Source organism: Micromonospora sp. NPDC048935, assembly GCF_043197875.1.
GTDB lineage: Bacteria > Actinomycetota > Actinomycetes > Mycobacteriales > Micromonosporaceae > Micromonospora.
Genome location: NZ_JBICTZ010000015.1, coordinates 38,673 through 58,284 on the forward strand (window position 1 = coordinate 38,673; position 19,612 = coordinate 58,284).

The following is a 19,612-nucleotide window of genomic DNA, read 5'->3' on the forward strand; positions in this document are numbered from 1 at the left end:
GTACCTGATGATCCGTCCACATCTGACCGTCCGGCGGTCCCCGTCGCTGCTGCGGCGCGCCGCCGTCGCCGCGTTCGGCCTCACGCTGCTCGTGGCGGGCGTGACCGCCGCACCGGCCAATGCCGCGCCCGGAGGCAAGGCCGCCAGCACCGGATCGTTCGTCGACAGCACACCGGTGCCCGGCGGCTTCGCCTCCTGGTCGGAGTTGCTCCGGCTACAGGAGCGCATGAACACCGCCGCCGCGCGGATCACGAAGGCCGCCGAGCGCAGCGCGGACTCCGGCTTCGCCGGGATCGTCGCCGATCCCACCACGCGCCAGCTCCAGGTCTACTGGAAGGGCGAGCCGCCGGCCCACCTGGTGGCCACCGCCCGGGCCACCGTCGCGACGAAGGTGCTGTCCGCCCCGTACTCGCAGCGGGAACTCGTCGCCGCGGCCGACCGGCTGCGGGCCAAGGTCGGCAACCAGATCACCACGGTCGGTCCGCGCGCCGACGGCGCCGGCCTGCTCGTCGGCACCCAGGACGGTCTGCTCGGCGCGACGGCACTCGCCGGTGTCCCGGTGACCGTGCAGACCGGCGTCGCCGCCGCGCCCGCGACCCGGTGGGACGACTCCCCGCCGTGGTGGGGTGGCGCCGCGTGGCGCAACACCGCCACCGGTGGCGGCTGCTCGACCGGCTTCGGGGTCTTCCAGGGCGGGGTGACGCGGGTGCTCTCCGCCGCGCACTGCGCCAACCTCAACGTCCTGGCGACCGACCCGACCGGGCAGACGATCGGCACCGTCGGCACCCGTAACGTCAGCACCGACACCCTGCTGCTCAACGGCAGCGGAGGCGGCCGGGTCTTCAACAACAGCACCGACGCGGCCGGCGCGGTGGTCAGTGAGTTCAACAACCAGGTGATCGGCGCGACCGCCAGCCAGGTCGGCAACTGGGTTTGCACCTCCGGCGCGTACTCCGGCACCCGCTGCTCGATCCAGGTGAAGGCCCGCAACCTGTGCATCAACGTGCGCAACTTCGGCACGGTCTGTGGTCAGGTGCAGGCCGAGAACACCACCGGCGCCAACGCCGTCGGCCAGGGGGACAGCGGCGGCCCGGTGGAGATCGTCAACGCGGCGAACACCCTCCAGGTCTGGGCGACCGGAACCAACACCGCCATCGACGACACCAACACCTCGGTGGCCTGCACCGGCTACGTCACCCTCGGCCGGGTCTGCGCCTGGCGGTTCTACTACGAGGACATCTTCTCGGGTATGGCCGGCGTCGGCGCCTCCGGCGTGGTCCTCGGCTGAGGCACCACCTCGGCGCGACGACCGAAGCTGAGGCACCACCTCGGCGCGACGACTGCACAGGTGGCCGGGCCGGCACGCACCCCGCGTGCCGGCCCGGTCCGATGCTGGGCTCAGGCGCTGGCGGCCGGGTCCCCGGCGAGCACCGCGTCACCACGCAGCAGGGCGGGCTCGGGCAGCGGCAGCCGGATCTTGTGGGCCGCCTCCCAGTCGTAGATCAGGCCGGGGCGGACCTGGGCGGCGAAGTAGTCGATCGCGGTCATCCCGCCCACCACCGGCTCGTCGACCTCGGCGACCAGTTGGGCGGGGACCAGCGAGAAGCCGTTCTGCAGGGCGGCGCTGAGCCGGCGGTGACCGTCGACGACGAAGAAGTACTCACCGGTGAAACCGATCTTCAGCGGTTCGAGGGCCTCGTCACCGGCCTCAGCCACGTCGCCGACGAAGTCGGTGTCCCACAGGCCCCGCAGGGTGGCGATGTCCTCGGTCGGGTAGACGCGGGCCGGGTCCAGCAGCAACAGCGGCGGCCCGTCGCGCAGCACCTCGGCACCGAGCGTGCCCTCGTACGCGGCCACGATGTGCTCGATCACCTCGGCCGCCGAGGCACGGGTGGTGTCGCAGATCAGGTCATAGTTGCGCAGGCGGGCCTTGTCCACCCCGTACCGGACGATGAACCGGCTGCGCTCGCTCGCGCTGCGTTCCCGGAGCTTGGCCTTGGCCTCCTCCAGGGAGGCGTAGCTCTCCGCCGGCCCGGACGGGCGGGCGAGCACCCGGCGGGCCGCCTCGGCCGGCTCGGTGATCATGTGAACCTTGAGCGCGTCGGTGAAGAAGTGCCAGGCCAGCCGGGAGTCCATGATGAGGGGCTCACCGGTGGCGGCGATGTCCCGCTGGAGCTGGTCGACGTAGCCGTCGACGGCCTGGTCGAGCTCGGCGTGCAGGTTGAGCTGCAGAGCGGTCATCTGCCGCTGCTGCGCCATCTCCCGATAGAGGTCACCCACACTGACCCGGCGCATGCCGAGCCGCTTGGCGATCTCGACCGACACGGTGCTCTTGCCGCTGCCGAGGTCGCCGTTGAAGACGATCGATTGTCCAACGGTCACGACTGGTCCACCCCTGATCACCGGCTCAAAGACATCATCGACATCGCGTCCGACGGACGCGTTCCCGCCCTCGTCGCGCCATCCTGCGCGGCCCCAGCTCGGCGCCTGTGACGCTCCGTTGCGACCCGGAGCCGTCGTACGCCTGACATGACGGGCGATGCTACCACTTGAGCGCCACCGCTTTGCCGGACGCGGTGTGCGAGGGCCATCGCGCGCGGGCCGGGACCGCCGACGTCGGCACCGGCCGAAACACCTCAGAACAGGCTCAGCGGATCGACCTGGAGACGAACCGGGTCGGCGGCCTTGCGGGCGGCGCGGGCACCGGCGGCCGAGTGCAACGCCTCGGCCAGCGCGGCGGCCCGGGACCGGGGCACCCGCACCAGCATCCGCTCCCGGCCCTCCTCGGCCGGCACCGGCCCGAGCACCTCGGCGTCGGTCGGCAGCCGGGCCGCGGCGAGCAGGTCGGCCACCGCCTCGGCCGGACCGGTGACGCTCGCCATCCGGACGGCCGGTGGGAAACCCAACTCCCGGCGCTCGGCCAACTCCCGGCCGGCGAACCAGGCGGCGTCCCAGCGCAGCAGCGCCTGCACCGGGGCCAGCGCACCGTCGGCGACCACCACCACCCGGCCGGCCGGTGCCGGACGGGCCAGCGCCGCCGCCGCCAGCCAGCGGCGCAGCGCCTCCTCGCCGGCACGCAGGTCGGCCCGGGTCAGCAGGGCCCACGAGTCGAGCAGCAGCACCGCGCCGTAGCCGCCCGCGGCGACCGGCTCGGCGCCGGGTGTGGTCACCACCAGGGCCGCGCCGCCGGGCACGTCGGTCAGCACCTCCTCGCGCCCCGAGGTGCGTACCGGCACCCCGGGGAACGCCCGACCCAGTTCCTCGGCGGTCCGCCGGGCACCTGTCACCGCGGCCCGCAGCCGCCGCCCGCCGCACTGCGGGCAGGCGTACGCGGCCGCCACCCGGGCGCACCACCGGCAGGCCGGGGTGCCACCGGCCGAGGGCAGCGCGAGCGGCCCCGAGCAGTGCGCGCAGCGGGCCGGGGTGCGGCACTCGGCGCAAGAGATCGACGGCAGGTAGCCGCGGCGGGGCACCTGCACCAGCACCGGCAGGTCCTGCCGGAGGGCGTCGCGGGCGGCCGTCCAGGCCAGGCTGGGCAGCCGGGCGGTGGCGGCCCCGGGGTCACGGGCCAGTTGTGGGTCGTCGCCGGTCGGCGCGATGGCCGGGATCCGGGCCCGCACGGTGGCCCGGTCGGCGACCACCTCCCGAGCCCAGCCGGTCTCCACCAGCAGCTGCGCCTCAGCGGTGCGGGCGTACCCGCCGACCAGCGCACCGGCCTCGGCCAACTGGACACGGGTGAGCAGCACGTCGCGGGCGTGCGGGTACGGAGACCGGGGCTCGGAGTGCAGGTCGTCGCCGTCGTCCCAGATGGCGACGAGGCCGAGCCGCTCCACCGGGGCGAACATCGCCGCCCGGGTGCCGATCACCACCGACACCTGCCCACGGCGGGCGGCGAGGAACGCCCGGTAGCGCCGGGCCGGCCCGAGGGCCGCGGAGAGGCTGACGTGCCGCCCCGGGCCGAGCACGCCGGTGAGCGCGGCGTCCAGCCGGTCGAGGTCGCGGGCGTCGGGCACCACCACCACCGCGCCGCGCCCGCCGGCGACGGTGGCGGCCACCGCATCGGCGTAGCGGGCCGCCCAGTCCTCGCCCGGCAACGCCGACCAGACCGCGCGGGGTGCCCGGCCGTCGGTGAGCGCCCGCAGCAGCGCCGGGCCCGTCGGGTAGTCCCGCCACCCGCGCGGGTCGACCGCCCCCACGGCACCGACCGGCCCGGCGGCCCCCGGGGCGACGGTCCCGGGCCGCACGGCCGCGGACGCCGTCGACTCCGGCCGCACGGTCGCAGACGCCGTCGACTCCGGCCGCACGGCCCCCGGGCCGACGGTCGCCGGCCGCACGGTCGTGGGGTCGTCGGCGGGTGCGGCGGGGGTGTCGGCGTCCGCCGGGGTGGGCTGGTCGCCGCGCGGCTCCTTCTCGACCCGGGCGTGCCGGGGTGGGACGGCGAGCCGGAGCACGTCGGCGAGGCTGCCCGCGTACCGGTCGGCGACCGCGCGGGCCAGCCGGGCGATCTCGGGCGCCAGCACCGGCTCCGGCGAGACCACCTTCTCCAGGTACGCGAGACGCCCAGTGTGCCCGGAGTCCTCGGCGCGCGACAACAGCCACCCGTCGACGAGTTGCCCGGCGAAGCGCACCTTCACCCGGGTGCCGGGCACCGCCGCCTCGTCCAGCTCCGCCGGCACCAGATAGTCGAACGGCCGGTCCAGGTGCGCCAGTCCGACATCCACGCAGACGCGCGCGACCGGCGACCCATCAGCGGGTCGCCGGTCGCTACGCCTGGTGGCGGTCAGGCTCCCGCGGCCGACTTGAGGTCGGCGGCCCGGTCGGTGCTCTCCCACGACAGGTCCGGCAGCTCGCGGCCGAAGTGGCCGTACGCGGCGGTCTGCTGGTAGATCGGGCGGAGCAGGTTGAGGTCCCGGATGATCGCGGCCGGACGCAGGTCGAACACCTCGGTGACGGCCTTCTCGATCGAGGAGACGGGCACCGTCTCGGTGCCGAACGTCTCGATGAACAGGCTCACCGGGTGGGCCTTGCCGATGGCGTAGGCGACCTGCGCCTCGCACCGCTCGGCCAGACCGGCGGCGACCACGTTCTTGGCCACCCAGCGCATCGCGTACGCGGCCGACCGGTCCACCTTGGACGGATCCTTGCCGGAGAACGCGCCGCCGCCGTGGCGGGCGTACCCGCCGTACGTGTCGACGATGATCTTGCGGCCGGTCAGCCCGGCGTCACCCATCGGACCACCGATCTCGAACCGGCCGGTCGGGTTGACCAGCAGCCGGTAACCGTCGGTGTCCAGACCCAGGCTCTCCAACTCCGGAGCGATCACGTGGTCGCGCACGTCGGGGGTGAGCAGCGAGTCCAGTGAGATGTCCGCGGCGTGCTGGCTGGACACGACAACGGTGTTCAGCCGGACCGGGCGCAGCCCCTCGTACTCGATGGTCACCTGGGTCTTGCCGTCCGGGCGCAGGTAGGGAATCGTGCCGTCCTTGCGCACCGCGGACAGGCGGCGCGCGAGCCGGTGGGCAAGGGCGATCGGCAGGGGCATCAGCTCGGGCGTCTCCGAGCAGGCGAAGCCGAACATCATGCCCTGGTCACCGGCGCCCTGCGCGTCCAACGCGCTCTCCGACGCCCCGGTACGCAACTCGAAGGCGTTGTCCACGCCCTGCGCGATGTCCTCGGACTGGGCGCCGATGGAGACGCTGACCCCGCAGGACGCGCCGTCGAAGCCCTTCTTCGACGAGTCGTAGCCGATGTCGAGGATGGTCCGCCGGACGATGGTCGGGATGTCGGCGTACGCCTTGGTGGTCACCTCACCGGCGATGTGCACCTGGCCGGTGGTGATCATGGTTTCAACCGCGACCCGGCTGTGCGGATCCTCGGTCAGCAACGCGTCGAGGATGCCATCGCTGATCTGGTCGGCGATCTTGTCCGGGTGGCCTTCCGTGACCGATTCGGACGTGAAGAGGCGGCGTGTCACGGCACTCCTAAGCGTGTGAGGTCGTTCCGCGGCAGTCTAATCACCACTGCGGCCGGTGTATGGCCCGGTCGCGCTCCGTTCCACCCGTCAGGAGCGGCGGCCCGGCAGTCGCGCCACGACGAGATCCCAGACGGCGTCGGCCACGGCGTCCTTGGCCTGCTCAGGCAGCCGGCTGACCGAGCCGTCAGCGCCGATGACCGTCACCGTGTTGGTGTCGGCACCGAAGACCAGATCGGGACCGACCTCGTTGACCACGATCAGGTCGGCCCGCTTCCGGGCGAGTTTCGCTCGGCCGTTGGCCTCGGCGTCGCCGGTCTCGGCGGCGAACACCACGAGCAGTTGCTCCGGTCGCTTGCGCCGGCCGAGCTCCGCCGCGATGTCCGGGTTCGTGACCAGCTCGATGGTGGGTGCGACGCCGTCGTCCGACTTCTTGATTTTGCCAGCCGCGTACGTCGCCGGCCGGAAATCGGCCGGAGCCGCCGCCATCACCACGGCGTCGGCCTCGACGGCGGCCTTCAGCGTCGCCTCCCGCAACTCGGCGGTGGTGCCGACCCGGACCAGGTCGACGCCGGCGGGGTCGGCGAGGGAGACGTTTGCCGCGACCAGGGTGACCCGGGCACCCCGGGCGACGGCGGCGCGGGCGAACGCGTACCCCTGTTTGCCCGAGGAGCGGTTGCCCAGGAAGCGGACCGGGTCCAGTGGCTCCCGGGTGCCGCCGGCGGTGACGACCACCCGGCGACCGGCCAGGTCGGCGGGGGCGGAGTCACCCCGGGCCAGGAGTCGACGGGCGACGGCGAAGATCTCCGCCGGGTCGGGCAGCCGACCCTTGCCGGTGTCGGCGCCGGTGAGTCGCCCGACGGCGGGCTCGATGACCCGCACACCCCGGGAGCGCAGCGTGGCGACGTTGGCCACGGTGGCCGGGTGCTCCCACATCTCGGTGTGCATGGCCGGCGCCAGCAGCACCGGGCAGCGGGCGGTCAGCAGCGTGTTGGTCAGCAGGTCGTCGGCGAGCCCGTGCGCGGCCTTGGCGAGCAGGTCGGTGGTGGTCGGCGCGACCACCACCAGGTTGGCCTGCTTACCGAGCCGGACGTGCGGCACCTCGTGGACGTCGGTCCAGACGTCGTCGGCGACCGGCTGCCCGGAGAGCGCCGCCCAGGTCGGCGCCCCGACGAACCGGAGCGCCGACGCGGTGGGCACGACCCGGACCTGGTGACCCGATTCGGTGAAGAGTCGCAGCAGCTCACACGCCTTGTAGGCGGCGATGCCGCCGCCGACCCCGAGGACGATCGAGGCGGACATCGGCCGGTGAGCGGTTACGGCTGGTCGGTCGGCTCGGCGGTGAGCAGACCCGCGTTGATCTCGCGCATGGCGATGGAGAGGGGCTTCTCCTGCGGGGTGGTCTCGACGAGCGGGCCGACGTACTCCAGCAGGCCCTCGCCGAGCTGGCTGTAGTAGGCGTTGACCTGGCGCGCGCGCTTGGCGGCGAAGATGACCAGCGCGTACTTCGACGTCGTCTTCTCGAGGAGCTCGTCGATCGGCGGGTTGGTGATGCCTTCGGGGTTGGCGATGGATCCCACGAATTAACCTCTGCGTCTTTCGAGCCGCGCGGACGCGGTGCTGAGTCTCAACGGCCGGCGCTCAGCCGCGCAGCACGCGCGACCAGGCCGGGTCCGGATAAGAAGAACCGAGTAAGCCTACCAGCTCGTCGACCACCCGCTCGGTACGGTCGTGGGTCAGCGTGTGCTCGGCGGCGGCCGCCACGGTGGTGTCGGGTTCGTACCCGGGTGGGCTCAACAGCACCAGCCGCGCACCGGGCAGGCGCGCACCCACCAGCGCGGCACCGCGCAGGTCGAGCGGGAGCAGCACCGGCTGCCCGGCGTCGAGCCGGGCGCGCAACGGTGGGTACGGAGTCCCCCGGCGGTAGCCACCGATCCGGGACCACTCCAACAGCTCGCCACCGGCGAGCCGGCGATCGAACTCGGCGGGGGCGAGGAAAACGCGGTCGGCCCCGTCGATCTCCGACTCCCGGCGCGGCCGGGTGGTTGCCGGCACCGGGATCCACACGGACGGGAAACGCGCCCGGACCAACTCGACGACACTCTCCCTGCCGGAACCCGAAGGTCCAGCCAGGACAGTGAGCCGAGCAGCCGGGCGCGCCTCGTCATCCGTGCTCACTGCTTGTTTCTACACGCTGCCAGGTTCAGTTGGCGGCGAACTCTCCAAGCAGTGCCTTGCGCTGCTGCTCGCCGAGGCCACGCAGGCGACGGCTGTCGGCGATCTTGAGCTTCTCCATGATCTGGGTCGCCCGGATCTTGCCGATACCCGGCATGGCCTGCAGGACGGCCGAAACCTTGAGCTTACCGACGACGTCGTCGCTCTCGGCGCGCTCGAGGACGGCACCGAGAGTGGTCTTGCCCTGCTTGAGCTGCTCCTTCAGCTGAGCACGGGCCTTGCGGATCTCCGCGGCCTTCTCGAGCGCGGCAGCGCGTTGTTCGGGGGTCAGTGACGGGAGCGGCACCAGTTCTCCTCAGGTCCCTATCGCGGCGGGCGGGGCGCACCGCCGCATCTGTGAAACGTGGTGTCGCTGTGAACCAAGGGGTCCATGGTTCCCAGCGCGGGGAAAACTAGCGGCCAACGGAACTTTCGGCAACGTGGGGGCCGCATGATCACCGTAAAGTGACCGACCAGTCAGTCAGTCACCGGGCAGGCAGAACGGCCCGGCAGTCGACCAGGACGCGGTCCGCGGCCGCGCGCAGGGCGGCGACATCGGGGCCGGCCGAGAGCACCTCCCGGGAGTACGACGGGAGCACCGAGGCGAGGCTCGAGCCGAAGACGGTACGCAGATCGGCCGCACCCGCACCCTGTGCGCCGAGCCCCGGGGCGAGCAGTGGACCCCCCACGCCGGAGAGGTCGTGACCGGTGTCGCCGATGGTCGCACCGACCACCAGCCCGAAGCTCCCGAGCGGGGTCGCACCCCTGTTGAGCTGCGAAATCTCGTCGATCACGGTTTGCGCCACGGTGCGGCCGTCGGCCGTGCGGGCCCGCTGCACGGCCGCCCCCTCGGGGTTGGAGGTGAGCGCCAGCACGAACACACCGCCGCCGTGCTCGGCGGCCAGCTCGAACATCGGCGCCAGCGAACCTACTCCCAGGTAGGGGCTCGCGGTGACCGCGTCGACATACATGGGGCTGGATGGATCAAGGTACGCGGAGGCGTACGCGCTCACCGTCGAACCAATGTCGCCGCGCTTGACGTCGAGAAGCACGAGCGAGCCGGCATCCCGTAACTGTCGGATAGTTGACTCAAGAATCGCCACTCCGCGGGATCCGAACCGCTCGAAAAAGGCCGACTGAGGCTTCACCACCGCAACCCGGTCACCGAGGGCCTCCACGACGGTCCGCGTGAAGCTGGCCAACCCGTGAACGTCGTCCGGGAGGCCCCAGCGGGCCAGCAGACCGGGATGCGGGTCGATGCCCACACAGAGTGGCCCCCGCTCGCCGATCGCCCGGTGCAGCCGGGTTCCGAAGCTCTCCATCCGGTACTCCCTCTCTCCTGCCGGGCGGCGCACGGGCCTCCCGGGTGTCCGTTGACGACGGCGGCTCAGCCCGCCGCCACCGCCGCCGCCACCCCGGCCGTGATCCGGGCCAGGTCGGCGTCGTCGGTGACGTACGGCGGCATCGTGTAGACCAGGTCGCGGAACGGGCGCAGCCAGACCCCGTGGTCCACCGCCGCCGCGGTGGCCGCGCCGAGGTCGACCTCGTGGTCGAGTTGGACCACACCGATCGCGCCGAGCACCCGCACGTCGGCCACGCCGGGCGTACCGCGCAGGGGCTCCAGGCCGGCGCGCAGGCCGGCGCCGACCCTGGCGACCTGTCCGGCCCAGTCTCCGGCCCGCAGCAGGCCGATGGAGGCGTTCGCCACTGCGCAGGCCAACGGGTTGCCCATGAACGTCGGCCCGTGCGCCAGCACGCCGACGGCGGAGATGCCCCGGGCGACCTCCGGGGTGCACAGGGTCGCCGCGAGCGTCAGGTAGCCGCCGGTGAGGGCCTTGCCCAGGCACAGCACGTCCGGCGTCACCCCGGCGTGCTCGGCGGCGAACATCTCGCCGGTACGGCCGAATCCGGTGGCGATCTCGTCGAAGATCAGCAGAATCCCGTGCGCCCGGGTCACCTCGCGCAGCACCCGCAGGTAACCCGGGTGGTGGAAACGCATCCCCCCGGCGCCCTGGACGACGGGCTCGACGATGACCGCGGCCAGTTCGTCGGCGTGCCGCTCGACGGTCCGCACCAACGCCGCCACGTACGCGTCGTCGGGTGGGTCGTCGAAGCCGCCGGGCGGGACCGGGGCGAACACCTGCCGGGGCAGCACGTCACCCCAGAGGTGGTGCATGCCGCCCTCCGGGTCGCAGACGCTCATCGGGTGGAACGTGTCGCCGTGGTAGCCGCCCCGCCAGGTCGCCAACCGGCGCCGCTGCGGCCGACCGACGGCCCGCTGGTACTGCAGGCACATCTTCACCGCCACCTCGACGCTCACCGAGCCGGAGTCGGCCAGGAACACGTGCTCCAGGCCCTCCGGGGTCAGCTCGACCAGGGTCCGGGCGAGCCGTACGGCGGGTTCGTGGGTGAGCCCACCGAACATCACGTGGCTCATCCGGCCGAGCTGGTCGGTCACCGCCGCGTCCAACACCGGGTGCCGGTAGCCGTGGATCGCCGCCCACCAGGACGACATCCCGTCCACCAACTCCCGCCCGTCGGCCAGCCGCAGCCGCACCCCCGCGGCGCTCTCCACCACGTACGGCGGGTTCGTCGGCGGCAGCGCGGCGTACGGGTGCCAGACGTGCGCCCGATCGGCGGCCAGGATCTCCTCGGGTGTCACACGTACTCCTCTGCGCCTCAAGCGGTCCGGACGACGGACGTCCTACAGCGGGGTCGGACCCCTCCCCCGCCGCCTTTGCTCTGCACCCGCGGATGCGACGCCCGGTGGTCGGGTGTCGCGCTGCGGGTGGTGGTGCACCCGCGGGTGCAGAGCAAAGGGGCAACAGCGGGGCCCGTGCTCCTCAGCCCGGAGCGGACCCGGCATCCGGTTGCGCCGGGCCAGCACCGGAGCCGGGGACGCTCACCGGCCCGCGACGGGGTCCGGTGCCGCGGTGGTGGCCGCCGCGCGGGCGGCGGCGCGGACCAGGGCCGGACCCCGGTAGATGAAGCCGGTGTAGAGCTGCACCAGGGCGGCACCGGCGTCGAACATCCGCGCCGCGTCGTCCGGGTCCAGCACCCCGCCGACACCGATGACCGGCAGCCGGCCACCGGTCTCCCGGTGCACGAAGTCGACCACCTCCCGAGCCCGCCCGGTGAGCGGCCGACCGGAGAGACCACCCGCCTGGGCGCCGCGCTCGGCGTCCACAGTGGCCAGACCGGTACGCGACAGCGTCGTGTTGGTGGCGATCACCCCGGCGGCACCACGGGCCAGGCAGACCTCCAGCAGCTCGGCGATCGCCGCCTCGGTCAGATCGGGCGCGATCTTGACCAGCACCGGCTTCTCCCCCACCAGCGCGCCGAGAAGCGCGTCCAGGTGGGCACGGTCCTGCAACGAGCGCAGCCCCGGAGTGTTCGGTGAGGACACGTTGACCGCGAAGTAGTCGCCGTGGCCGCGAAGCGCCCGGTACGAGGCGAGGTAGTCCTCGACCGCCTCGTCCAGCGGGGTCACCTTGGACTTGCCCAGCGAGATGCCCAGCGGCACCCCGAGCGGGCGAGGCAGCGCCGCCAGTCGGGCGGCCAACGCGGCGGCCCCGGCGTTGTTGAAGCCCATCCGGTTGACCACGGCCTCGCTGGCCGGCAGCCGGAACAGCCGTGGCCGTGGGTTGCCCGGCTGGGCGTGCGCCGTGACCGTGCCGACCTCGACGAAACCGAAGCCGAGGGCCGGCCAGGCCGGCAGCGCCGCGCCGTCCTTGTCCATTCCCGCGGCCAGCCCGACCGGGTTGGGGAACCGCACCCCGAACACCGTGCGCGGCGCGTCGACCGCGTACCGGGCGCGCAGCGCGGCGAGCGCGGCCGGTCGCCGCGACAGGGCGGTCAACCGCCGCAGCGTCCACTCGTGGGCCGCCTCGGCGTCCCCACCCCCGAGCCGGAACAACCAGGGCCGCACCGCCCGCTCGAACAGGGTCACTGGGCCGCCCGGAGGGTGGCGTGCAGGTCCTGCAGGGGGCGGACCTGCATGTCGCCGCGGATCCGCGCCTCGATGCCCATCACCGCCGCGGCGGCGCCGGGGACCGTGGTGATGCAGGGGATGTCCGCGGTGACGGCCGCGCTGCGGATCTCATAACCGTCGGAGCGGGCGCTGGCACCCGAGCCCTGCGGGGTGTTGATCACCAGCGCCACCTGGCCGCCACCGATCAGCGACACCGCGTCGTCGCCCTCACCAGCCTCGTAGTGCTTGCGGATCTGCTCGCAGGCGATGCCGTGCCGACGCAGCACCTCGGCGGTGCCGGTGGTCGCCACGATCTCGAAGCCCAGATCCGCCAGCCGCTTGATCGGGAAGATCATGCCGCGCTTGTCGCGGTTCGCCACCGACACGAAGATCTTCCCCGCGGTCGGCAGCGAACCGTACGCGGCCGACTGGCTCTTGGCGAAGGCGTGCCCGAAGTTCGTGTCGATGCCCATCACCTCGCCCGTCGACTTCATCTCCGGGCCGAGCAGCGAGTCGATCCCCTTGCCGGCGCGGGTGCGGAAGCGCTTGAACGGCAGCACCGCCTCCTTGACCGCGACCGGCGCGTCGGCGGGCATCGTGCCCCCGTCTCCGGTCGCCGGCAACAGGCCCTCGGCCCGCAACTCCGCGATGCGCGCGCCGAGGGCGATCCGGGCCGCCGCCTTGGCCAGCGGTACCGCCGTCGCCTTGGAGACGAACGGCACGGTCCGCGACGCCCGCGGGTTGGCCTCCAGCACGTAGAGCACGTCGTCCTTGAGCGCGTACTGCACGTTGAGCAGACCGCGGACGCCGACGCCACGGGCGATGGCCTCGGTGTAGCGGCGGACCTCGACCAGGTGCGAGCCCGCGAGGGTGATCGGCGGGAGCGCGCAGGACGAGTCGCCGGAGTGGATACCGGCCTCCTCGATGTGCTCCATCACGCCACCGATGTAGACCTCGCCGTCGGCGTCGCACAGCGCGTCCACGTCGATCTCGATGGCGTCGTCGAGGAACCGGTCCACCAGCACCGGGTGATCCGGGGAGATGTCGGTGGCCCGACCGATGTAGTCGCGCAGCGTCGGGTCGTCGTAGACGATCTCCATGCCCCGCCCGCCCAGCACGTACGACGGGCGGACCAGCACCGGGTAGCCGATCTCGTCGGCGATCGTCTTGGCCTCGTCGTAGGACGTGGCCATGCCGTGTGCCGGCGCGCGCAGCCCGGCGCGGGCCAGCACCGCGCCGAACGCGCCGCGCTCCTCGGCCAGGTGGATCGACTCCGGGGAGGTGCCGACCACCGGCACCCCGGCGTTCTTGAGGCGTTGCGCCAACCCCAGCGGGGTCTGCCCGCCGAGCTGCACGACCACCCCGACCACACCCGGCCCGCCGGCCGCCCGGCCGGACGAGTCCTCGGCGTGCCAGACCTCCAGCACGTCCTCGAAGGTCAGCGGCTCGAAGTAGAGCCGGTCCGCGGTGTCGTAGTCGGTGGAGACCGTCTCCGGGTTGCAGTTGACCATCACGGTCTCGTAGCCGGCCGCCCGCAGCGCCTGCACCGCGTGCACGCACGAGTAGTCGAACTCGATGCCCTGCCCGATCCGGTTCGGGCCGGAGCCGAGGATCAGCACCTTCGGCCGGTCCGACGGCACGACCTCGGTCTCCAGGTCGTACGACGAGTAGTGGTACGGCGTGGTCGCCTCGAACTCGGCCGCGCAGGTGTCCACCGTCTTGTAGACCGGGCGCACGTCGAGGCGGTGCCGCAGGGTCCGTACGCCGTCCTCGGCGGCCAGCTCCGGGCGCAGCGCGGCGAGCTGCCGGTCGGACAGGCCGGCCCGCTTGGCCCGGTGCAGCAGCTCGGCGTCGAGCACCGGGGCGTCGACGATCTCGGCGCGCAGCTCGATCAGCGCGGCGATCTGGTCCAGGAACCACGGGTCGATCCCGCCGGACGCCTCGGCGACCTCGGCGATCGACGCGCCGAGACGCAGTGCCCGCTCGACGGTGTAGAGCCGGCCGTCGTGCGGGATCCGCAGCGCCGCGAGGGTGTCCGCCAGGGTGACGCCTGCCGGATCCGGCACACTCCAGAAACCGGCGGCCTTGGTTTCCATCGAGCGCATGGCCTTGTTCAGCGCTTCGGTGAAGTTGCGCCCCAGACTCATCGCCTCACCCACCGACTTCATCGTGGTGGTCAGCTCCGGGTCCGCGCCGGGGAACTTCTCGAACGCGAACCGGGGGATCTTCACCACGACGTAGTCCAGGGTCGGCTCGAACGCCGCCGGGGTCTTCAACGTGATGTCGTTGGGAATCTCGTCGAGGGTGTAGCCGATGGCCAGCTTCGCGGCGATCTTCGCGATCGGGAAGCCTGTCGCCTTGGAGGCCAGCGCCGAGGAGCGCGACACCCGGGGGTTCATCTCGATCACGACGATCCGGCCGTCGACCGGGTTGACCGCGAACTGGATGTTGCAGCCGCCGGTGTCCACCCCGACCTCGCGAAGCACCGCGATGCCCAGGTCCCGCAGGCGCTGGTACTCCCGGTCGGTGAGCGTCATGGCCGGTGCCACGGTGACGCTGTCGCCGGTGTGTACGCCCATCGGGTCGATGTTCTCGATCGAGCAGACGACCACCACGTTGTCGTGCCGGTCGCGCATCAGCTCGAGTTCGTACTCCTTCCAGCCGAGCACGCTCTCCTCGATGAGCACCTCGTGCACCGGGCTGGCGGCCAGGCCGTCGCCGGCGATGCGGGCCAGGTCCTCCGGGGTGTGCGCCATGCCGGAGCCCAGGCCACCCATGGTGAACGACGGCCGGATCACCACCGGCAGGCCCAACTCGGCGACTGTCGCCTCGACCTCGTCCATCGAGTGGCAGACCCGCGAGCGGGGCACCAGCCCGGTCGGGTCCTCGACGCCGAGGCGTACTCCGGCCTTCGCCACGATCTCCTTGAACAGCTGGCGGTCCTCGCCCCGGTTGATGGCGTCGATGTTCGCGCCGATCAACTCCACGTTGTACTTCTCCAGGATGCCGCCCTCGTGCAGGGCGACGGCCGTGTTCAGCGCGGTCTGCCCACCGAGGGTCGCCAGGATGGCGTCCGGGCGCTCCTTGGCGATGACCAGCTCCACGAACTCCGGGGTGATCGGCTCGACGTACGTCGCGTCGGCGAACTCCGGGTCCGTCATGATCGTCGCCGGGTTGGAGTTGACCAGGCTGACCCGGATCCCCTCACTGCGCAGCACCCGGCACGCCTGGGTGCCGGAGTAGTCGAACTCGCAGGCCTGCCCGATGACGATCGGCCCGGAGCCGATCACGAGGATGTGCTTGAGATCGGTCCGCTTAGGCATTGCTGCGCCCCTTGCTGTGGGTCCGGCCTTCGATCAAGTCGGCGAATCGGTCGAAGAGGTAGTCCGCGTCGTGCGGGCCGGCCGCCGCCTCCGGGTGGTACTGAACGGTGAAGGCGGGCACGTCCACGGCTCGCAGCCCTTCGACCACGTTGTCATTGAGGCAGACGTGCGACACCCGGACGCCACCGAAGTCGGTGTCGATCACCTGGTCGGGGACGACCGCGCCGACACCCGCACCCGGCACCTGAACGGCGAAGCCGTGGTTGTGGCTCGTCACCTCGACCTTGCCGGTGACCCGGTCGAGCACCGGCTGGTTGATGCCCCGGTGGCCGTAGCCCAGCTTGTAGGTGCCGAAGCCGAGCGCCCGGCCGAGGATCTGGCTGCCGAAGCAGATGCCGAACAGCGGCACCTGCCGCCGCAGCGCCTCCCGGGCCAGCGCCACCGGGCCGTCGGCCGTGGCCGGGTCGCCGGGGCCGGGCGACAGGAAGATCGCGTCGGCGCCGGTGGCCAGCAGGTCCTCGATGCTCGACGTGGCCGGCAGCACGTGGGTGGTCACCCCGCGGGTGGCCAGCCGGCGCGGCACGTTGCGCTTGATGCCCAGGTCCAGTGCCGCCACGGTGAACCGGTGCTCGCCGAGCGCCTCGACGACGTACGGCTCGGGGGTGCTCACCTCGGCGGACAGGTCCGCGCCGACCATCTGCGGTGCCTGGCGGACCCGGGCCAGCAGGCTCTGTGGGTCGTTGTCGATGCTGGAGATGCCCACCCGCATGGCGCCCCGCTCGCGCAGGTGCCGGGTCAGCGCCCGGGTGTCCACCCCGCTGATGCCCACCACACCCTCGGTGGCGAGGCGGTCCTCCAGGGAGCCGGTGGCGCGCCAGTTCGAGCCGATCCGGGCCGGGTCACGGACGACGTAACCCGCCACCCAGATCCGGCCGGACTCGTCGTCCTCGCCGTTGACGCCGGTGTTGCCGATGTGCGGGGCGGTCTGCACCACCACCTGTCGGTGGTAGGACGGGTCGGTCAGGGTCTCCTGGTAACCGGTCATGCCGGTGTTGAAGACCGCCTCGCCGAAGGTCTCCCCGACGCTGCCGTACGCCGCACCGGGGAAGGTGCGCCCGTCCTCTAGCACCAGGATCGCGGATCTGCGCTTGACCATTACTTGACAGCCTTTCCGTCCAGGACCGTCGGCTCGCCGCGCAGGAAGGTCGCCACGATGCGACCCGGCAGCGTCATGCGGGCGTACGGGGTGTTGCGACTGCGACTGGCCAACTCCGCCGGCTCGATGGTGCGGCGTTCGGCCGGGTCGATCAGGGTCAGGTTGGCCGGCACACCCGGTGCCGGGTCGACGCCGTGCCCGGTGAGCCCGGCGATCCGGGCGGGGGTGCGCGACATCCGCTCGGCGATCAGATCCCACTGCGGGCCGAGCACGTCCAGCGCGATGGAGAGGGCCGTCTCCAGGCCGAGCATCCCCGGCCGGGCGTACGCCCACTCGCACTCCTTGTCCTCCACGGCGTGCGGGGCGTGGTCGGTGGCGACCACGTCGATCACCCCGTCGGCGAGGGCGGCGCGCAACGCGGTGACGTCCGAGGCGGTGCGCAACGGCGGGTTCACCTTGTAGACCGGGTCGTAGGTTTCCGCCCGTTCGTCGGTGAGCAGCAGGTGGTGCGGGGTCACCTCGGCGGTCACGCGTACCCCGCGGGCCTTTGCCTGGCGCAGCACCTCGACGCTGCCGGCGGTGGAGACGTGGCAGACGTGCAGTCGGCTGCCCACGTGCTCGGCGAGCAGCACGTCCCGGGCGATGATCGCCTCCTCGGCGACGGCCGGCCAACCGATCAGGCCGAGCCGGGTGGAGACCTCACCCTCGTGCATCTGGGCGCCCTCGGTGAGCCGGGGCTCCTCGGCGTGCTGGGCGATGATCCCGTCGAACGCCTTGACGTACTCCAGGGCCCGACGCATCAGCTTCGGGTCGGCGACGCAGTGCCCGTCGTCGGAGAAGATCCGCACCTGGGCCGCCGAGTCGGCCATCGCGCCCAGCTCGGCCAGGCGCTCGCCGGCCAGTCCGACGGTGACCGCGCCGATCGGCTGCACGTCGACCAGGCCGGCTTCCCGGCCGAGCCGCCAGACCTGCTCGACCACACCGGCGGTGTCCGCCACCGGGGAGGTGTTGGCCATCGCGCAGACCGCCGTGTAGCCGCCCAGCGCCGCCGCCCGGGAACCGGACTCGACGGTTTCGGCGTCCTCCCGGCCGGGCTCGCGCAGGTGGGTGTGCAGGTCGACGAGGCCGGGCAGGGCGACCAGGCCGGTGCCGTCGACGACTGTCGCGTCCGGCGCGGTCAGGCCGGTGCCGACCTCGGCCACCACGCCGTCGCGGATCAGCAGGTCGGTCGGCGCGGCGCCGACGACACTCACGCTGGTGATCAGGTACGCGCTCACCGGTTGTTTCCTCCGAGCAGCAGGTAAAGGACAGCCATCCGCACGGAGACCCCGTTGGTGACCTGTTCGACGATTGTGGAGCGGGGTGAGTCGGCGACCTCGGGGGTGATCTCCATCCCCCGGTTCATCGGGCCGGGGTGCATGACGATCGCGTGTTCGGGCAGCCGGCGCATCCGCGGCCCGTCCAGCCCGTAGCGGCGGGCGTACTCGCGGGCGGAGGGGAAGTAGGAGTCGTTCATCCGCTCCCGCTGCACCCGCAACATCATCACCACGTCGACGTTGGGCAGCACGGAGTCGAGGTCGTAGGAGACGTCGGTGCCGGGGGCGAGAGCTCCCGCGATGTCGACCGGGATGAGGGTCGGCGGGCCGACCAGGGTGACCTTGGCGCCGAGGGTGGAGAGCAGCAGCACGTTGGAGCGGGCCACCCGGGAGTGCAGCACGTCCCCGACCACTGCGACCGACAGCCCGGCGAGCCGACCCAGCCGGGCCCGCATGGTGTACGCGTCCAGCAGCGCCTGGGTGGGGTGCTCGTGGGTGCCGTCACCGGCGTTGACCACCGACCCGTCCACCCAGTTGGCCAGCCGGTGCGGCGCGCCCGAGGCGGGGTGTCGGACGACCACGGCGTCCGCGCCCATGGCCTGTAGGGTCAACGCGGTGTCCTTCAGGCTCTCGCCCTTGGTGACGCTGGACCCCTTCGCGGAAAAGTTGATCACGTCGGCGCTGAGTCGCTTCGCCGCCGCCTCGAAGGAGATCCGGGTACGGGTGGAGTCCTCGTAGAACAGGTTCACCACGGTCCGGCCGCGCAGCGCGGGCAACTTCTTGATCTCCCGGCCGGCGACGGTGGCCATCTCGGCGGCGGTGTCCAGGATCTCGGTGGCGGTGTCGGCGTCCAGGTCCCCGCCGGAGAGCAGATGCTTGATCATGAGACGGTCCCCCCGTACAGCTTGACCTCGTCCGCCCCGTCGGTCTCGGCGAACGTCACCTTCACGCTCTCGGCGAGCGAGGTCGGGATGTTCTTGCCGACGTAGTCGGCGCGGATCGGCAGCTCCCGGTGGCCACGGTCGACCAGGACGGCGAGCTGCACCGAGGCCGGGCGGCCCACGTCGTTGAGCGCGTCGAGCGCGGCCCGGACGGTGCGGCCGGAGAAGAGCACGTCGTCGACGAGGATGACCCGTTTGCCGTCGATCCCGCCGGACGGCAGCTGGGTCGGGCCCACGGCGCGGGTGGCGTGCCGACGGAGGTCGTCGCGGTACAGGGTGATGTCGAGCACACCGACCGGTATGGCGACGTCCTCGAAGGTGCTGATCCGGTCGGCGAGCCGCCGCGCGAGGGGGGTGCCCCGGGTGGGAATCCCGAGCAGCACCGTGTTGGCGGCGCCCTGGGTCTTCTCCAGGATCTGGTGGGCGATGCGGTCGACCACGCGTTGCACGTCGGCGCTGGCGAGGATCACCTTCACCGAGGGTTGTCGCGGTGGCGACGGATGGGCAGCCGGTGGGTATGCCACGGCGGACCTCCTTCCCCGCCTCACGGGACGGGTCGTTAAAGGATGTCGGGCACCTCCGACCGGACCGCGCAGCGGACAGGCCGGGGCTTCACGCCACGTTACCAGTGGTCACCGGGCCGATGGACGGCGGCCGCTGACCACCCGATCAGGACCGGGAAAAGGGGATAACTTCCCGGGCGCTCCCCAACGGTCGGGTC

At 72.4% G+C, this 19,612-nt stretch carries 16 protein-coding genes; 1 reads left to right on the forward strand and 15 read right to left on the reverse strand.

From position 1 onward, the window contains the following. Positions 1–7 precede the first annotated feature (7 nt). Positions 8–1,288, forward strand: a complete 1,281-nt coding sequence (locus ACGFIW_RS30440; protein ID WP_393323027.1) for a hypothetical protein — start codon at positions 8–10, stop codon at positions 1,286–1,288. A 110-nt stretch (positions 1,289–1,398) separates the two neighbouring features. Here ACGFIW_RS30440 and ACGFIW_RS30445 read toward each other — a convergent pair whose 3' ends face one another. The 15 genes from ACGFIW_RS30445 to pyrR form a co-directional block, all read right to left on the reverse strand. Further along, on the reverse strand, positions 1,399–2,382 hold the full coding sequence (locus ACGFIW_RS30445; RefSeq protein ID WP_393323030.1) for an AAA family ATPase: 984 nt from the start codon (positions 2,380–2,382) through the stop codon (positions 1,399–1,401). Positions 2,383–2,636: 254 nt separating this feature from the next. Next, positions 2,637–4,721 carry a primosomal protein N' gene (locus ACGFIW_RS30450; RefSeq protein WP_393323033.1) on the reverse strand — a complete coding sequence of 695 codons (2,085 nt, stop codon included), beginning with the start codon at positions 4,719–4,721 and terminating at the stop codon, positions 2,637–2,639. A 59-nt stretch (positions 4,722–4,780) separates the two neighbouring features. Continuing rightward, on the reverse strand, positions 4,781–5,974 hold the full coding sequence (gene metK, locus ACGFIW_RS30455; RefSeq protein WP_393323036.1) for a methionine adenosyltransferase: 1,194 nt from the start codon (positions 5,972–5,974) through the stop codon (positions 4,781–4,783). 87 nt (positions 5,975–6,061) lie between these two features. Continuing rightward, a complete protein-coding gene (gene coaBC / locus ACGFIW_RS30460; protein WP_393323039.1) occupies positions 6,062–7,273 on the reverse strand; it encodes a bifunctional phosphopantothenoylcysteine decarboxylase/phosphopantothenate--cysteine ligase CoaBC in 1,212 nt (403 codons plus the stop codon). A 14-nt stretch (positions 7,274–7,287) separates the two neighbouring features. Then, complete coding sequence (gene rpoZ / locus ACGFIW_RS30465; protein WP_007075826.1) at positions 7,288–7,551, reverse strand: DNA-directed RNA polymerase subunit omega; 264 nt, start codon at positions 7,549–7,551, stop codon at positions 7,288–7,290. Positions 7,552–7,612: 61 nt separating this feature from the next. Continuing rightward, entirely contained in the window at positions 7,613–8,149 is a 537-nt protein-coding gene (locus tag ACGFIW_RS30470; protein ID WP_393323041.1) for a guanylate kinase, read from the reverse strand. Positions 8,150–8,174: 25 nt separating this feature from the next. Then, positions 8,175–8,492 (reverse strand): integration host factor, actinobacterial type, encoded by a 318-nt coding sequence (gene mihF / locus ACGFIW_RS30475; RefSeq protein ID WP_030335662.1) that lies wholly within the window; start codon positions 8,490–8,492, stop codon positions 8,175–8,177. A 178-nt stretch (positions 8,493–8,670) separates the two neighbouring features. Then, on the reverse strand, positions 8,671–9,507 hold the full coding sequence (gene pyrF / locus ACGFIW_RS30480; RefSeq protein ID WP_393323044.1) for an orotidine-5'-phosphate decarboxylase: 837 nt from the start codon (positions 9,505–9,507) through the stop codon (positions 8,671–8,673). Between the two features lie 65 nt (positions 9,508–9,572). Next, on the reverse strand, positions 9,573–10,847 hold the full coding sequence (locus tag ACGFIW_RS30485) for an adenosylmethionine--8-amino-7-oxononanoate transaminase (RefSeq protein WP_393323046.1): 1,275 nt from the start codon (positions 10,845–10,847) through the stop codon (positions 9,573–9,575). A 240-nt stretch (positions 10,848–11,087) separates the two neighbouring features. Then, positions 11,088–12,134, reverse strand: coding sequence for a quinone-dependent dihydroorotate dehydrogenase (locus ACGFIW_RS30490; RefSeq protein WP_393323049.1), 1,047 nt, complete (start codon positions 12,132–12,134; stop codon positions 11,088–11,090). After that, positions 12,131–15,478, reverse strand: coding sequence for a carbamoyl-phosphate synthase large subunit (carB, locus tag ACGFIW_RS30495; protein ID WP_393323051.1), 3,348 nt, complete (start codon positions 15,476–15,478; stop codon positions 12,131–12,133). The genes ACGFIW_RS30490 and carB overlap by 4 nt, the downstream gene beginning before the upstream one ends. Further along, positions 15,471–16,634 (reverse strand): glutamine-hydrolyzing carbamoyl-phosphate synthase small subunit, encoded by a 1,164-nt coding sequence (gene carA, locus ACGFIW_RS30500; RefSeq protein WP_393323054.1) that lies wholly within the window; start codon positions 16,632–16,634, stop codon positions 15,471–15,473. Before carA ends, carB begins: the two co-directional genes overlap by 8 nt. Next, positions 16,634–17,911, reverse strand: a complete 1,278-nt coding sequence (locus ACGFIW_RS30505) for a dihydroorotase (RefSeq protein WP_393323057.1) — start codon at positions 17,909–17,911, stop codon at positions 16,634–16,636. The genes carA and ACGFIW_RS30505 overlap by 1 nt, the downstream gene beginning before the upstream one ends. Then, positions 17,908–18,834 (reverse strand): aspartate carbamoyltransferase catalytic subunit, encoded by a 927-nt coding sequence (locus ACGFIW_RS30510; RefSeq protein WP_030335650.1) that lies wholly within the window; start codon positions 18,832–18,834, stop codon positions 17,908–17,910. The genes ACGFIW_RS30505 and ACGFIW_RS30510 overlap by 4 nt, the downstream gene beginning before the upstream one ends. After that, positions 18,831–19,415: a bifunctional pyr operon transcriptional regulator/uracil phosphoribosyltransferase PyrR gene (gene pyrR / locus ACGFIW_RS30515; RefSeq protein WP_393323060.1), complete on the reverse strand. Its 585-nt coding sequence runs from the start codon at positions 19,413–19,415 to the stop codon at positions 18,831–18,833. The genes ACGFIW_RS30510 and pyrR overlap by 4 nt, the downstream gene beginning before the upstream one ends. Positions 19,416–19,612: the final 197 nt, after the last annotated feature.

Bases quoted from the DNA above. Each gene is read 5' to 3' on its own strand.
- ACGFIW_RS30440 (WP_393323027.1), top strand. From the start codon at position 8: ATGATCCGTCCACATCTGACCGTCCGGCGGTCCCCGTCGCTGCTGCGG.
- coaBC (WP_393323039.1), bottom strand. From the start codon at position 7,273: ATGTCCGCCTCGATCGTCCTCGGGGTCGGCGGCGGCATCGCCGCCTAC.
- pyrF (WP_393323044.1), bottom strand. From the start codon at position 9,507: ATGGAGAGCTTCGGAACCCGGCTGCACCGGGCGATCGGCGAGCGGGGG.
- carB (WP_393323051.1), bottom strand. From the start codon at position 15,478: ATGCCTAAGCGGACCGATCTCAAGCACATCCTCGTGATCGGCTCCGGG.
- carA (WP_393323054.1), bottom strand. From the start codon at position 16,634: ATGGTCAAGCGCAGATCCGCGATCCTGGTGCTAGAGGACGGGCGCACC.
- ACGFIW_RS30510 (WP_030335650.1), bottom strand. From the start codon at position 18,834: ATGATCAAGCATCTGCTCTCCGGCGGGGACCTGGACGCCGACACCGCC.